Source organism: Actinoallomurus rhizosphaericola (assembly GCF_024055675.1).
In the GTDB taxonomy this organism is placed as follows: domain Bacteria; phylum Actinomycetota; class Actinomycetes; order Streptosporangiales; family Streptosporangiaceae; genus Actinoallomurus; species Actinoallomurus soli.
Map to the genome: position 1 here is coordinate 222,386 of NZ_JAMXMW010000011.1, position 14,478 is coordinate 236,863.

Annotated in this window: 15 protein-coding genes; 14 read left to right on the forward strand and 1 reads right to left on the reverse strand. The window is 73.9% G+C overall.

All coding sequences use genetic code 11. The features are described 5' to 3' along the window. The first annotated feature begins 49 nt into the window (after window positions 1–49). The 14 genes from NE234_RS24640 (at window position 50) to NE234_RS24705 (ending at window position 13,530) form a co-directional block, all read left to right on the forward strand. Window positions 50–1,081, forward strand: coding sequence for a dihydroorotate dehydrogenase (locus tag NE234_RS24640; RefSeq protein ID WP_252782940.1), 1,032 nt, complete (start codon window positions 50–52; stop codon window positions 1,079–1,081). Further along, the gene (pyrF, locus tag NE234_RS24645) at window positions 1,078–1,776 is read left to right on the forward strand and encodes an orotidine-5'-phosphate decarboxylase (RefSeq protein ID WP_252782941.1); all 699 of its coding nucleotides are present in this window, start codon (window positions 1,078–1,080) and stop codon (window positions 1,774–1,776) included. The genes NE234_RS24640 and pyrF overlap by 4 nt, the downstream gene beginning before the upstream one ends. Before the next feature lie 335 nt (window positions 1,777–2,111). After that, complete coding sequence (mihF, locus tag NE234_RS24650) at window positions 2,112–2,438, forward strand: integration host factor, actinobacterial type (protein ID WP_252782942.1); 327 nt, start codon at window positions 2,112–2,114, stop codon at window positions 2,436–2,438. A gap of 58 nt (window positions 2,439–2,496) precedes the next feature. Next, window positions 2,497–3,081, forward strand: a complete 585-nt coding sequence (gene gmk, locus NE234_RS24655; protein WP_252783099.1) for a guanylate kinase — start codon at window positions 2,497–2,499, stop codon at window positions 3,079–3,081. A gap of 14 nt (window positions 3,082–3,095) precedes the next feature. Next, window positions 3,096–3,362 (forward strand): DNA-directed RNA polymerase subunit omega, encoded by a 267-nt coding sequence (gene rpoZ, locus NE234_RS24660; RefSeq protein WP_252782944.1) that lies wholly within the window; start codon window positions 3,096–3,098, stop codon window positions 3,360–3,362. Between the two features lie 92 nt (window positions 3,363–3,454). Beyond that, window positions 3,455–4,675 (forward strand): bifunctional phosphopantothenoylcysteine decarboxylase/phosphopantothenate--cysteine ligase CoaBC, encoded by a 1,221-nt coding sequence (gene coaBC, locus NE234_RS24665; protein ID WP_252782945.1) that lies wholly within the window; start codon window positions 3,455–3,457, stop codon window positions 4,673–4,675. Between the two features lie 117 nt (window positions 4,676–4,792). After that, the gene (gene metK, locus NE234_RS24670; protein WP_252782946.1) at window positions 4,793–5,986 is read left to right on the forward strand and encodes a methionine adenosyltransferase; all 1,194 of its coding nucleotides are present in this window, start codon (window positions 4,793–4,795) and stop codon (window positions 5,984–5,986) included. 41 nt (window positions 5,987–6,027) lie between these two features. Further along, window positions 6,028–7,533, forward strand: a complete 1,506-nt coding sequence (locus NE234_RS24675) for a cytochrome P450 family protein (protein WP_252782948.1) — start codon at window positions 6,028–6,030, stop codon at window positions 7,531–7,533. A gap of 78 nt (window positions 7,534–7,611) precedes the next feature. Beyond that, window positions 7,612–7,809, forward strand: a complete 198-nt coding sequence (locus NE234_RS24680) for a hypothetical protein (protein WP_252782949.1) — start codon at window positions 7,612–7,614, stop codon at window positions 7,807–7,809. A gap of 35 nt (window positions 7,810–7,844) precedes the next feature. Then, window positions 7,845–8,186 carry an MmcQ/YjbR family DNA-binding protein gene (locus NE234_RS24685; protein WP_252782950.1) on the forward strand — a complete coding sequence of 114 codons (342 nt, stop codon included), beginning with the start codon at window positions 7,845–7,847 and terminating at the stop codon, window positions 8,184–8,186. A 111-nt stretch (window positions 8,187–8,297) separates the two neighbouring features. Beyond that, entirely contained in the window at window positions 8,298–10,586 is a 2,289-nt protein-coding gene (locus NE234_RS24690; protein ID WP_252782951.1) for a primosomal protein N' family DNA-binding protein, read from the forward strand. Between the two features lie 67 nt (window positions 10,587–10,653). After that, window positions 10,654–11,199 carry a peptide deformylase gene (gene def / locus NE234_RS24695; RefSeq protein ID WP_252782952.1) on the forward strand — a complete coding sequence of 182 codons (546 nt, stop codon included), beginning with the start codon at window positions 10,654–10,656 and terminating at the stop codon, window positions 11,197–11,199. A 19-nt stretch (window positions 11,200–11,218) separates the two neighbouring features. Next, window positions 11,219–12,145, forward strand: coding sequence for a methionyl-tRNA formyltransferase (gene fmt / locus NE234_RS24700; protein WP_252782953.1), 927 nt, complete (start codon window positions 11,219–11,221; stop codon window positions 12,143–12,145). After that, window positions 12,145–13,530 carry an RsmB/NOP family class I SAM-dependent RNA methyltransferase gene (locus NE234_RS24705; RefSeq protein WP_252782954.1) on the forward strand — a complete coding sequence of 462 codons (1,386 nt, stop codon included), beginning with the start codon at window positions 12,145–12,147 and terminating at the stop codon, window positions 13,528–13,530. Before fmt ends, NE234_RS24705 begins: the two co-directional genes overlap by 1 nt. A 198-nt stretch (window positions 13,531–13,728) precedes the next feature. Here the strand turns inward: NE234_RS24705 and NE234_RS24710 are convergent, their stop codons facing one another. Beyond that, a complete protein-coding gene (locus NE234_RS24710; RefSeq protein ID WP_252782955.1) occupies window positions 13,729–14,343 on the reverse strand; it encodes a hypothetical protein in 615 nt (204 codons plus the stop codon). Between the last annotated feature and the right edge of the window lie 135 nt (window positions 14,344–14,478).

A 14,478-nucleotide genomic window follows, 5' to 3' on the forward strand; every position in this document is an offset into this window, starting at 1 on the left:
GCATCGACAGGCACGGCACCTTGGTCATGAGGCCGACGAAGGAGGTCTCATGACGACCGATCTGGAGACGCGTCTCGGCGGCCTGACCCTCCCGAACCCGGTCCTGACGGCGGCCGGCTGCGGCGGGACCGGCCGGGAGCTCGGCCGCTTCTTCGACGTCGGCCGGCTCGGCGCGCTCGTGACGCCGTCGATCACCCCGCGGCCGCGGGCCGGCCGGCCCGCGCCCCGGCTCGCCGAGACCCCCTCCGGCGTCCTGAACGCCGCCGGGCTGCAGGGCCCGGGGATCGAGACGTTCCTGAGCCGCGACCTGCCCTGGCTGGCCGAGCGGGACGCCCGCGTCATCGTCTCGATCGCCGGCGGCAGCGTGGGGGAGTACGCCGAGGTGGCCCGCCTGCTCGGCGACGCGCCCGGCGTCGTCGCCGTGGAGATCAACCTCTCCTGCCCCGACGTCGAGAACCGTGGTTCGACCTTCGCGGCCCACCCGTCGGCCGCCGCCCGTCTCGTACGCGCCGTGCGCGCGAGCGCGCCGCGCCGGCTGCCCGTGCTCGCCAAGCTGTCCGCCGACGTCACCGACATCGTCGGCGTCGCCATGGCGTGCGCCGACGCCGGAGCGGACGGCCTGTCGATGATCAACACGTTGCACGGCATGGCCATCGACACGACCACGTTCCGTCCCGCGCTCGCCGGCGTCACCGGCGAGCTGTCCGGACCGGCGATCCGCCCCGTGGCCGTCCGCTGCGTCTACCAGGTGCACGCCGCGCTGCCGGAGGTGCCCATCATCGGGATCGGGGGGATCCGGACCGGTCTGGACGCCCTGGAGTTCGTCCTGGCGGGCGCGTCGGCCGTCGCCGTGGGCACGGCCACCCTGCACGACCCGTCCGCGTGCGTACGGGTCCTGCGCGAGCTCGACGGGGCGTTGAAGGAGCGCGGCATCGACCGGCTCGCCGACGTCGTAGGGCTCGCACACAAACCGGCGGGGAGCGTCCACCGCCGCATCGACCCCAACGTCGGCCTGGCGGTCGCCGGGGACACCGCCGGCGCGGGCTCGACCGAGCCGATCGAACAGGAGACCACCCAGTGAACACCGCTCCCATCGCCGTCGCGCTCGACGCGGCGGACCTCGAGACCGCCGCGCGCTGGGCCGCGCTGGTCACCCCGCACGTCAGCACCGTCAAGGTCGGCCTGGAGCTGTACCTGCGGTACGGCCCCGACGTCGTCGCCAGCGTCCGCGGCGCGAGCGGCGTCAAGGTCTTCCTCGACCTGAAGCTCCACGACATCCCGGCGACCGTCGCGGGCGCCGCCCACGCGGTGTCCCGGCTCAAGCCGGCGTACCTCACCGTGCACGCCGGCGGAGGCACCGCCATGATCCGCGCGGCCGTCGAGGCGGCCCCGCAGACCAAGATCGCGGCCGTCACGGTCCTCACGTCGCTCTCAGAGGCCGATCTGGCCGGGATGGGACTTGGAGGGTCGGCCGCGGACGTCGTGCGCCGTATGGCGGCTCTGGCGGTCGGAGCGGGGGCCCAGGCGCTCGTGTGCTCCCCCCGTGAGGTCGCGGACGTACGGGCGGAGGTCGGGCCGGACATCACGCTCATCACGCCGGGCGTGCGGCCCGCGGGCGCCGCGACCCAGGACCAGGCGCGGGTCGCCACCCCGGAGGAGGCCCTCGCGGCCGGCGCCGACCTCCTCGTCATCGGCCGGCCCATCACCGGCGCTCCGGACCCCGGCGCGGCGGCGGCGGGCATCGCGGCGGCGCTCCGCCGCACCGGGGTCGCCTGACCCATCCGGGGACACTCCGGCGGACCGGGTCGCGTGCCCCGTCCGACCCGGGTCCGGGGGGCGCCGGACCGGGGTCGCCCGGCCGGCCCGGACACGGGGTGTCGGGACCGCTTGACTGACCCGTTTTCCCCTCGCAAGAAACGCCAGGCCGTCGTACGGTTCGGGGTGTAAGAACCCCCTACTTTCAATACAGTGAGTGATGAGGACGCCGCATAGAGTGACATCGGTAACTTAAAACAGGGCTATATGGCCTTTCACGTTGCTTTATGGGCCCTGAACTCGCTAGGTTCCCAAGCCGTCCGACTCAATCGAGTGGAAACACGAGGTGACCCGGCGTGGCGCTTCCGCCCCTAACCCCTGAACAGCGCGCCGCAGCCCTGGAAAAGGCTGCAAAGGCTCGCAAAGAGCGTGCCGAGGTCAAAGACCGGCTCAAGCACGGGGGTACCTCCCTCGCTGAGGTTCTGAAGGATGGGCAGGCCGACGACGTCATCGGCAAGATGAAGGTGTCGGCTCTGCTGGAGTCCCTGCCTGGCGTCGGCAAGGTCCGTGCCAAGCAGATCATGGAGCGGCTCGGTATCGCCGAGTCCCGCCGCGTGCGGGGTCTCGGCGCCAACCAGCGCGCCGCTCTCGAGCGTGAGTTCGGCGGCGGTGGAAATCGCTGATCGACTCGCCTCGGACGGGCGCGGCGGGCGGACCGCCGCGGCCGGTTCCGCCACCCCCGTGGCGGGCGGCTCCATCCCGTCCAGGCGCCTGACGGTCCTCTCCGGGCCGTCCGGCGTCGGCAAGAGCACGGTCGTCGCCGAGATCCGGCGTGCCCACCCGGAGGTGTGGCTGTCGGTCTCGGTGACAACTCGTGCCCCTCGTCCTGGCGAGGTCCACGGTGTGCACTACTTCTTCGTCGACGGCGCCGAGTTCGATCGGCTCGTCGCGGAGGAGGAGCTGCTCGAGTGGGCCGAGTTCGCGGGCAATCGTTACGGCACGCCGCGCCGCGCGGTGCTGGAGCACCTCGAAGCCGGCGTGCCGGTCCTGCTCGAGATCGACCTGCAGGGCGCCCGCCAGGTGCATGCGGCCATGCCGGAGGCGCTGTTCGTGTTCCTCGCGCCGCCGTCGTGGGACGAACTCGTCCGGCGGCTCGTCGGCCGTGGCACCGAGCCGCCGGACGTGATCGAACGCCGGCTCGACGCCGCCCGTACCGAACTGGCGGCCGAGAAGGAGTTCGACATCACGCTGGTCAACACGTCGGTCCAGGACGTCTGCGCCGAGCTGGTAGCCTTGCTGGCTGCACAACCACCGAACTCCGACTAGCGGAAGGCGCAGGAGTGGCATCGAATGCCCCTGGTGCCGAAGGCATCACCAACCCGCCGATCGACGACCTGCTGAAGATCGTCGACAGCAAGTACAGCCTCGTGATCATGGGGGCCAAGCGGGCCCGCCAGATCAACGCCTACTACGCCCAGCTCGGCGAGGGCCTCCTGGAGTACGTCGGTCCCCTGGTGGAGACCCAGGTCCAGGAGAAGCCGCTGTCGATCGCGCTGCGCGAGGTCCGCGAGGGCCTGCTTCACTCCGAGGCCATCGAAGGCGCCTGAGTTGTCTCCGGCGGCCCCGGGGCGCGTCGCGCCCCCGATGCGCGGGCGTCGTCCCACGGGCGCCGCGCCGCGCCCGGTGAGAGGGCTCGCCGGTGAGTGAGGTCCCGGCGTCCTCCGGACGGCCCCGGGTGCTCCTCGGGGTGGGCGGCGGCATCGCCGCGTACAAGGTCTGTGAGCTGCTCCGGCGGCTGACCGAGTCCGGCCATGACGTCCGGGTCATCCCCACGCGTGACGCGCTGCGCTTCGTCGGCGAGCCGACGTGGGCGGCGCTGTCCGGCGAGCCGGTGACGACCGAGGTCTGGTCGGGCGTCGCCGAGGTGCCGCACGTCCGCCTCGGGCAGGGCGCGGACCTGGTCTTCGTCGCCCCGGCCACCGCCGACCTGCTCGCCAGGGCGGCGCACGGCCTCGCCGACGACCTGCTGACCAACACCCTGCTGACGGCGCGCTGCCCGGTCGTGTTCGCGCCCGCGATGCACACCGAGATGTGGGAGCACCCCGCGACCCAGGCCAACGTCGCGACGCTGCGCTCACGCGGCTGTGTCGTGATCGAGCCGGCCGTGGGCCGGCTGACCGGCGCCGACTCCGGCAAGGGCCGGCTGCCCGATCCGGACGCGCTGTTCGACGTCGCCCGACTGGTCCTGGCCCGGGGAGACCTGCCGGCCGACCTCGCCGGCCGCCACGTCGTCGTGTCGTCGGGCGGCACCCGCGAGCCCATCGACCCGGTGCGGTTCATCGGGAACCGCTCGTCCGGCCTGCAGGGCCACGCGCTGGCGCGGACCGCGCTCGCGCGCGGCGCCCGCGTCACGCTGGTCGCCGCGAACGTCGCGCTGCCGGACCCGGCGGGCGCGGAGGTCGTGCGCGTCGGCTCGGCGCTCGAGCTCCGCGACGCGGTGCTCAAGGCGGCCGACGAGGCCGACGCCGTCGTGATGGCCGCCGCGGTGGCCGACTTCCGGCCGGACGACTACCGCGACATGAAGATAAAGAAGACGGACGGTGCCGAGCCGGACCCGATCCGCCTGGTCAAGAACCCCGACGTCCTCGTCGAGCTGGTCACCGCGCGCCGTCCCGGGCAGGTGATCGTCGGGTTCGCCGCCGAGACGAACGACGTGCTGCGCAACGGCCGGGAGAAACTCGTCCGCAAGGGCTGTGACCTGCTCGTCGTCAACGAGGTGGGGGAGCGGCTGACCTTCGGCGCCCCCGACAACGCGGCCGTGATCCTCGCGGCCGACGGCGCGTCCGTCGACGTGCCGCGCGGCTCGAAAGAGGCACTCGCCGACGTCGTATGGGATCAGGTGGCCGGACGGCTACAGTAAAACCACCGGCCCTCCCACGCCTCAAGCGTCGCTGGAGCGGGCCGGGCTAGACTTCGCCACCGGAAACCAGACAATCCTGCTACGTCAGTCAGCAGCCGCTGCAAGGAGTACACCTACGTGTCTCGTCGCCTGTTCACCTCCGAGTCCGTGACGGAAGGTCACCCGGACAAGATCGCCGACCAGATCAGTGACGCGATCCTCGACGCGATGCTGAAGGACGACGCGCGTAGCCGCGTCGCCGTCGAGACGCTGATCACGACCGGGCAGGTTCACGTCGCGGGTGAGGTGACCACCGAGACGTACGTGGACATCCCCGGCGTCATCCGGGAGAAGATCCTCGAGATCGGCTACGACTCCTCCAGCAAGGGCTTCGACGGCCACTCCTGCGGCGTGTCGGTGTCCATCGGCGCCCAGTCGCCCGACATCGCGCAGGGCGTCGACGACGCGTACGAGACCCGCGAGGGCGAGGGCGCGGACGAGCTCGACCGGCAGGGCGCCGGCGACCAGGGCCTGATGTTCGGCTACGCCTGCCGCGAGACCCCCGAGCTCATGCCGCTGCCGATCACCCTCGCGCACCGGCTGGCCCGGCGCCTGTCCGCCGTCCGCAACAGCGGCGTGGTGCCCTACCTCCGCCCGGACGGCAAGACCCAGGTCACGATCGAGTACGACGGCGACCGCGCGGTCCGGCTCGACACGGTCGTCGTGTCCTCCCAGCACGCTCCCGACATCAGCCTCAGCGACCTGCTGACCCCTGACATCAAGGAGCACGTCGTCGACCCGGTCGTCGCCGAGCTCGACATCGACACCGAGGGCTACCGCCTGCTGGTCAACCCGACCGGCCGCTTCGAGATCGGCGGCCCGATGGGCGACGCGGGCCTCACCGGCCGGAAGATCATCATCGACACCTACGGCGGCATGGCCCGCCACGGCGGCGGCGCCTTCTCCGGCAAGGACCCGTCCAAGGTGGACCGCTCCGCCGCGTACGCCATGCGCTGGGTCGCCAAGAACGTCGTCGCCGCCGGTCTCGCCGACCGCTGCGAGGCCCAGGTCGCCTACGCGATCGGCAAGGCCCACCCGGTCGGCCTGTTCATCGAGACCTTCGGCACCGAGAAGCTCCCGGTCGAGAAGATCCAGGAGGCCGTCCTCGAGGTCTTCGACCTCCGCCCGGCCGCGATCATCCGCGACCTCGACCTGCTGCGCCCGATCTACTCCCAGACCGCGGCGTACGGCCACTTCGGCCGCGAGGAGCCGGACTTCTCCTGGGAGCGCACGGACCGCGCCGACGCCCTGAAGTCTGCCGCCGGTCGCTGACCCGCTCCGCTCTCGTACGAGGCCGCTCCGGACACCCGTCCGTGGCGGCCTCGCCGTTTCCGGGCCGGAAGGGCCCGGCGGACGGCTCCGGAGTCGTCGCCGTGGGCCGCCGCCCGCACATTCCCCTGCCCGATCACGTCGGCCGCGACCGAGATCGAGGCGAGGCTCCGAAACGGTCGGTCACCGCCCTCGCCACGGGCCCGAAGCTTGAGGGCCGGTCCGGGCGGGGAGACCAGGTCGTACGGGCGGCGGACCTCGCCGTCGTGACCGGGTCGGGGGGCCGGATGAGCGAGTCGATCGTGTTCCCGTACGAGGATCCGGCCTTCGTGGCCGACCCGTACCCGTTCTACCGCCGGCTCCGCGAGGGCGGCCCGGTCCGCCGGGTCGTCACCGTGCGCGGGCTGGAGGCGTGGCTGGTCACCCGCTACGACGACGCGCGCGAGGCGCTCACGGACCCTCGGCTGAGCAACGACCTCCGCCTGGCGACGGACCCCCGGCTCCTGGAACAGCTGCCCGCCGCGGAGCGGGACGGCGCGATGCGCAGCATGATCCGCCTCGACCCGCCCGATCACACCCGGCTGCGCCGTCTCGTGTCCCAGGCGTTCACGGCACGCCGGGTCGCGGAGCTCGAACCACGCGTGCAGGAGATCGCCGACCGGCTGCTGGACGCGATCGTGCCGGCCGGGCACGCCGACCTGATCGAGGACTTCGCGCTGCCCCTGCCGGTCACCGTGATCAGCGAACTGCTCGGCGTGCCTCCGGAGGACCGTGACGGTTTCCAGGAGTGGACGAACGTCATGCTCGCCCAGCACCCCGACCGGCCCGACCTCGCGGCGATGGACCGGGCCTGGCGGCGCATGTGGTCGTACCTGGAAGGGCTCCTGGCGGCCAAACGGAACGATCCCGCCGACGACCTGCTCGGTGCGCTGATCACCGCCAGGGACCAGGACCGGCGGCTCGACGAGGACGAACTGGTCGCGATGGCGTTCCTGCTGCTGGTCGCCGGCTACGTCACGACCGTGAACCTGATCGGGAACGGGATCGCGGCACTGCTCGCCCACCCGGGTCAGCTCAAGCTCCTCCGCGACGACCCCGCTCTGCTGCCGGGCGCCGTCGAGGAGTTCCTGCGCTGGGACGGGCCGGTGGACCCGGGCGTCCTGCGCGTCGCGGCGGAGGATCTGGAGATCGGCGGAGTGCGCGTTCCACGGGGCGCGACGGTCATCGTCGCGACGGCGATCGCCGACCGCGACCCCGTCGAGTTCCACGACGCGGACCGCCTCGATGTCGCACGTCAGGCCGGCGCCCATCTGGGGTTCGGGCACGGCGTCCACTACTGCCTCGGCGCGCCCCTGGCCCGGCTGGAGGGGCGGATCGCCATCGGGACGGCGCTGCGCCGGCTCGACGATCTCGCCCTCGCCATGCCGTACGGGGAGCTGCCCCGCCAGGTCGGCGGCCTGCGCGGCCTGCGGCAGCTGCCCGTGACGTTCACGGCGTCCCGCGAGAAGAAGACTGAAGATTCATTCACTTATCGGAATATCCACGAATGATCTTGTGCTGTGGGGTATTAGAGACACATGTGACCCCTTTGTGGTCGCTGTGACGTTCCCCACCCCTGGAGGTCATCGGTGAACAGCAGCATCCCCGAGCGCCGGACCCGGTCGGGCGGCCCCCGACAGAGTCTGGTGAGAACGCACTCCCTGCGGGCGCTGGCCGTCGCCGCCCGGCTCGAACGGCCTCACGTCCCGGAGGGACCGCCGGGCCGGTCCCGCGTCGACGAGGCCGCGCAGGACGTCGAGCTGACCTGCGCCGCGCCGGACTGTTAGCCCGAAACGGACCGTGCGGGAGAGGCGGGGCGGGATTGGTCACGGTCGAGGACGTACGGCGCGTCGGGTCGGCGCTGCCGCGCACCGAGGAACATCTCATCAGGGACCGCGTGAAGTTCCGCGTCGGGAGGATCGTGTACGTCGCGATCTCCGCCGACGAGGAGTGGATGGGCTTCGCGTTCCCGAAGGAGGAGCGCGCCGCCCTCGTCGCGGGCGAGCCGGAGAAGTTCCGCCTGCCCCGCCTCTCCGACCAGCGTTTCAACTGGGTCGAGGTAAGCCTGGCCGTGATCGACGAGCGGGAGATGCGCGAGCTCGTCGTCGATGCCTGGCGCATGGTCGTGCCCAAGAAGCTGGCCGCCTCCGTCTCGGGCGGCTGACCGGACCCGGGACGCGCCCGGCGCGCGGCGCCGGGTACGCCCGGGGTCTGGTAGGACGGGGGAGTGGCGAACGACGGCGGGGGCTCCGGGACCACTCCCCAGATTCCCGGCATGGACGGCCTGACGGCCGTCGTCCGGCCGCCCGGGCGTAAGAGCTCCGGAAAGGCACGGAAGGGCGCGCGGCGGCCCGCGGAGACGCTCAAGGTCGCCAGGGTGGTCGTGGACGTGTCCCTGCCGCACCTGGACCGGCCGTTCGACTACCTGGTCCCGTCCGACCTGGACGAGAAGGCCGTGCCCGGCTGCCGGGTGCGCGTGCGGTTCGCCGGCCAGCTGGTCGACGGGTTCCTGCTGGAGCGCGCCGAGGACAGCGACCACGACGGGCGGCTGTCCTTCCTCGAACGCGTGATCTCTCCCGAGCCGGTGCTCACCCCCGAGATCGCCGCGCTCGCCCGCGAAGTGGCCGACCGGTACGCGGGCACCCTGTCCGACGTGCTGCGCCTGGCCGTCCCGCCCCGGCACGCCCGCGTCGAGGCGGAGCGCCCCCCCGCAGTCGCCCGCCCCGAGACCGCGGGCCCGAACGCGGAGACGCCGGGCACTGACGCCGACCCCGCGGGCCCGGACGGGGAGACCGCAGACCCGGCCGCCGCGATCGGAGGTCCGGTCGCCGCGACCGCGCACCTGGACGCGGAGACCGTACGCCCGGACACCGCGATCGCGGGTCCCGTCACCGAGGGCGCGGGTCCGGCCGCCGAGGCCGTCGTCTCGGACGCGGGGACCGTACGCCCGGACGCCGCGACCGCGGGTCCCGTCGCCGAGATCGTCGCCTCGGATGCCGACGGCGCGGGCGTGACCGGTGACGATGGGCTCGGGGCGTGGGAGGCGTACCGGGCGGGGCCGTCGTTCCTCGCCGCCCTGAGGGAGGGGCGCGCGCCTCGCGCGGTGTGGACCGCGCTGCCCGGCGCGGACTGGACCGGCGCCGTCGCACGCGCCGCGCGCGCCACCCTGGACGGCGGTCGCGGAGTGCTGATCGTGGTCGCCGACGGCCGCGACGTCGCGCGGGTCGACGCGGCCCTCGGGACCATCCTGCAGCCGGGCCGTCACGTCGCGCTCACCGCCGAGCTCGGCCCGGCCGAGCGCTACCGCCGCTGGCTCGCCGTCCTGCGCGGCGAGGCGACCGCGGTCGTCGGAACGCGCGCCGCGATGTTCGCCCCGGTGCGGGACCTCGGCCTCGTCGTGCTCTGGGACGACGGCGACGACGTCCATGCCGAGCCGCACGCGCCGTACCCGCATGCCCGCGAGGTGCTCGCGCTGCGCGCCCACCGGGCCGGGGCGGGCGCGCTGATCGGCGGGTTCACACGCACCACCGACGCCACGCAGCTCCTGGAGACCGGCTGGGCGCATCCGCTGGTCCCGGACCGGGACCGGCTGCGGCGGTCGATGCCGTACGTCCGGCCCGCCGGGGACGACGCCGAGCTCGCCCGCGACGAGGCCGCCCGCACGGCGCGGCTGCCGCACCTGGCGTTCCGGACGGCCCGGCAGGGGCTTGAGAAGGGGCCGGTGCTCGTGCAGGTGCCGCGCCGCGGCTACGTCCCGGCCCTGGCCTGCGCCCGCTGCCGGGGGCCGGCGCGCTGCCCGGAGTGCGAGGGGCCTCTCGCCCTGACCTCGGGGCACGCCGCGCCGTACTGCCGGTGGTGCGGCCGCATCGCCGGGGCCTGGCGCTGCCCGGAGTGCGGGAGCGGGCACGTGCGGGCGGTCGTGGTGGGCGCCCGGCGGACCGCGGAGGAGCTGGGCCGGGCGTTCCCCGGCGTGCCGATCCGCACCTCGGGGCGGGACGGCGTGCTCGCCACCGTGGGCGCCGAGCCCGCGCTGGTCGTCGCGACCCCCGGTGCGGAGCCCGTGCCGGCGGAGGGGTACGCGGCGGCGCTCCTGCTCGACGGCTGGGTGCTGCTCGGCCGCGCCGACCTGCGGGCCGGTGAGGAGACGCTGCGCCGGTGGACGGACGCCGCCGCCCTCGTACGCCCCGGCGGCCCCGTCGTCGTGCTCGCCGACGGCGCCCTGGCCCCGGTGCAGGCGCTGATCCGGTGGGACCCCGCGACGTTCGCCGAGCGGGAGCTGGCCGAACGCCGGGAGCTCGGCTTCCCGCCCGCCGTCCGCATGGCGTCCGTGACCGGCACGCCGCAGGCCGTACGGGACCTGCTGGAGGCGGCGGCCCTGCCGCCGGAGGCGGAGGTGCTGGGGCCGGTCGAGGTCGGTGACGGTCAGGAGCGCGCCCTCGTCCGGGTGGACCGCGCCCGCGGCGCCGTGCTGGCCCGGTGCCTCAAGGCCGCCCAGGCCGCGCGGAGCGCGCGCAAGGTCACCGAGGCCGTTCGCGTGCGGATCGATCCGCTGGAGCTGATCTGAGCGCTTCCGGTGGCGCGACCTCCGTAGACTGGATCCTCCAGCCCCAGAACGTCGAACGGAGCCGTACGTGGCAGTCAAGCCCATCCGCCTCTTCGGTGACCCGGTCCTGCGGACCCCGGCGGATCCGGTGAAGGACTTCGACAAGGAGCTCCGGACGCTGGTCAAGGACCTGTCGGACACCATGCTCGATGCTCCGGGTGTCGGGCTGGCCGCGCCGCAGCTCGGTGTCGGCCTGCGGGTCTTCACCTACTACGTCGACGATCAGCTCGGCCATGTCGTGAACCCGACGCTCGACCTGTCGGAGGAGCAGCAGGACGGCGACGAGGGGTGCCTGTCGCTGCCCGGGCTGGTCTTCCCGACCAAGCGCGCCTTCGGCGTGGTCGCCAAGGGCTTCAACATGTACGGCGAGCCGATCGTGCTGGAGGGCACCGAGTTGCTGGCCCGCTGCGTCCAGCACGAGACCGACCACCTCGACGGCATCATCTTCATCGACCGGCTCGACCCGGAGCAGCGCAAGGCCGCGATGAAGGCGATCCGGGAGGCCGAGTGGTTCGGCGAGCCGAAGCCCATCGTGAAGGACTCCCCGCACCGCACGTTCGGCAAGGCCCTGTGAGCGCGGACGGAGACCGCTAGTGCGCCTGGTATTCGCCGGAACCCCGGACACCGCGGTGCCCGCCCTCGAGGCGCTGCTGGAGTCCCGCCACGAGGTCGTCGCGGTCGTCACCCGCCCGGACGCGCCCGCCGGGCGCGGGCGCCGGCTCACGCCGAGCCTGGTCGCGCAGCGGGCGGCCGAGGCGGGCGTGGAGGTGCTCAGGCCCGCCAAGGTGAAGGACCCGGAGTTCCTCGACCGGCTGCGGGAGATCGCGCCGGACTGCTGCCCGGTCGTGGCGTACGGCGCGCTGATCCCGCGTTCGGCGCTGGACATCCCGCGGCACGGCTGGGTCAACCTGCACTTCTCGCTGCTGCCCGCCTGGCGCGGTGCCGCACCCGTCCAGCACGCCGTGCTGCACGGCGACGACATCACCGGCGCGGCGACGTTCCAGATCGAGGAGGACCTCGACACCGGGCCCGTGTACGGCGTGGTGACCGAGCCGATCCTGCCCGAGGACACCAGCGGAGACCTGCTGGGCCGGCTGGCGCGGACCGGCGCGCACCTGCTCGTCGCCACGATGGACGGCATCGAGGACGGCTCGCTGGAGCCGCGCCCGCAGCCCGCCGACGGCGTCTCGTACGCCGCCAAGCTCACCCCGGACGACGCCCGGGTCGACTGGTCCAAGGCCGCCCTGCACGTCGACCGGCGCGTGCGGGCCTGCACGCCCGCGCCGGGGGCCTGGACGACCTTCCGCGGCGAGCGGCTCAAGCTGGGCCCGGTCCGGCCCGCTCCGGACGCCGGACCGCTCGCGCCCGGCCGCCTGCGGGTCACCAAGCACGAGGTCTTCGCCGGGACGGGCACCCATCCGGTGCTGCTCGGGCAGGTCCAGGCGCAGGGCAAGCAGCGCATGGACGCGGCCGCCTGGGCGCGCGGCGTTCACCCGACCGATGAGGACGTACTGACCTGATGCCTGCCCGGCAACCCCGTCGCGAGCCCGGCCAGGGAGGCCGGCCGAACCGCCCGCCGCAGCGCCGCCGCCCGCGCGATCCCGTCCGCCGCACCGCCTACGACGTCCTGCAGGCGGTCGACGAGCGCGACGCCTACGCCAACCTGCTGCTGCCCTCCCTGCTGCGCGAGCGCGGTCTGACCGGCCGGGACGCCGCGCTGGCGACCGAGCTGACCTACGGCACGCTGCGCGGGCGCGGCACGTACGACGCGGTGCTCGACGTGTGCAGCGACCGGCCCGTCGCCAAGATCGACCGGCCGCTGCTCAACGTCCTGCGGCTCGGCGTCCATCAGCTGCTGCGCACCCGCATCCCCGCGCACGCCGCCGTCGGCACGGCCGTGGACCTGGCCCGGTCGGTGGCGGGTCCCGGTCAGGCCAAGTTCGCCAACGCGGTGCTGCGCAAGGTCTCCGCCCGCGACCTCGACACGTGGCTCGGCATCGTCGCGCCCGAGGACGAGACGGGGCGGCTGGCGGTCGTGCACAGCCACCCGCGCTGGATCGTGAACGCGCTGCGCGACGCGGCCGGACCGGCCGAGGTCGAGGCGCTGCTGGCCGCCGACAACGAACGCCCCCGCGTCACCCTCGTGGCCCGCCCGGGCCGCGCGACCGTCGCCGAACTCGGCGGCGAGCCCGCCGCGTACTCCCCGTACGCCGCGTACCTCGCCGAAGGCGATCCCGGCTCGGTCCCCGCGGTGGCCGAGGGCCGCGCCGCCGTCCAGGACGAGGGCAGCCAGCTCGTCGCCCTGGCCCTCACCCGGGTCGCGGTCGAGGGCCCGGACCGCCGCTGGCTCGACCTGTGCGCGGGACCCGGCGGGAAGGCCGGCCTGCTGTCGGGGCTGGCGGGGGAGCGCGGCGCGCACCTGCTCGCCTGCGACGTCCAGCCGCACCGCGCCCGGCTCGTCGCCGGCAGCGTCGACGCGGCGGGCGCGGCGGCGGTCGTGGACGGCACCCGGCCCGCCTGGCGGCCCGGCTCGTTCGACCGGGCGCTCGTCGACGCGCCCTGCACCGGCCTGGGCGCGCTGCGCCGCCGCCCGGAGGCGCGCTGGCGGCGCGGACCCCAGGCGGTCGCGGAGCTCGGCCCCCTGCAGCGGCGGCTGCTCACGTCGGCGCTGGAGTCCGTACGGCCCGGCGGCGTCGTCGCGTACGTCACCTGCTCCCCGCACCTGGCCGAGACGCGGGTCGTCGTCGACGACGTGCTGCGCGGCCGCGACGACGTCGAACGGCTGGACGCGCCCGCGCACCTGAAGGAGGTGCCGGGCCTGGGCGACGGCCCGTACGCCCAGTTCTGGCCGCACCGGCACGGCACGGACGCGATGTTCCTCGCCCTCCTGCGCCGCCGCCACTGACCGCCCCCCCCGCGCCGCCGCGCGTGAACGGGGCCGATGGCGCGGGCTCGCCGCCACGAATCAGGCGTGGCAGGACGGGGTGCCGTCGTCATCGATGGCCCGAGCCGTCGATGGCCCCGCACCTGCGCGAGCAGGTGCGGGGCCATCGCGGGATCGTCTCCCGGCGGAGCGGCGGACCGATCCGCAGGGCGGTCAGAGTCAGAAACCGGGGAGGCTCGGCGGTTGCCAGTTGTCGGTGCCGGTCGCCCAGAGCGGCCGGCCGTCACTGGCATAGATCACCAGGTTCTTGTCCGCCTGGAGGACCAACGTCGCCGCGGGGTTGCCGTCCGTTCCGGACGCCCAGACCGGCTGGTCGTCACGGTCGTAGACCACGAGGTTGCCGTCGGTCTGGAACACCGCGTGGCCTCCAGGGGCGCGCGTGTCAGTGTCCCACATCGGGCCGCGGTCGCCGACGAGCGTGAGGACGCCTGCCTGATCCATGGAGAGGGCGAGGTTCTTCGTCTTCACCGCGCCCGGATACCGGTTCCCGTACGGTCCGAAGGAGAAGTAGTGCGGGGCAAGCACCACGAGCGCTCCCGCCCCGGACCCGTCCGGTTTCTCCGGCCCGGCGAGTTCCACGCCGGGACCGGTGAGGTCGTCGAACTTCGGATAGGACACGGTCTCGACGCTCGTCGACGACTGCGCGGCAGCGGACGTCGACGCGGTCCGGCTCGCCGTGTCGCGATGGGATCCGGTGCCGGTCAGCAGGACCGCACCGGCCAGCAGGGCCACACCGCCGGCCACCGCGGCCGCCAGGACCGGTCGCCTGGCCATCGGCCGAACCGGCGAGTGCCCAGGGCCGGAACCCCCGGCGGGCGGCTGGTTCCTCTCCGTAGGGAAGCCGACGTCCGGCGCCGGATCGGCGGCCGTACGGGGGTGTTCAGCGGACAAGATCGTTCTCCTTAACTT

What these genes read in the sequence shown, in the direction of transcription:
- NE234_RS24640 (WP_252782940.1), top strand. Translation starts at nt 50, where the DNA reads ATGACGACCGATCTGGAGACGCGTCTCGGCGGCCTGACCCTCCCGAAC.
- NE234_RS24690 (WP_252782951.1), top strand. Translation starts at nt 8,298, where the DNA reads ATGGACGGCCTGACGGCCGTCGTCCGGCCGCCCGGGCGTAAGAGCTCC.
- NE234_RS24705 (WP_252782954.1), top strand. Translation starts at nt 12,145, where the DNA reads ATGCCTGCCCGGCAACCCCGTCGCGAGCCCGGCCAGGGAGGCCGGCCG.
- NE234_RS24710 (WP_252782955.1), bottom strand. Translation starts at nt 14,343, where the DNA reads ATGGCCAGGCGACCGGTCCTGGCGGCCGCGGTGGCCGGCGGTGTGGCC.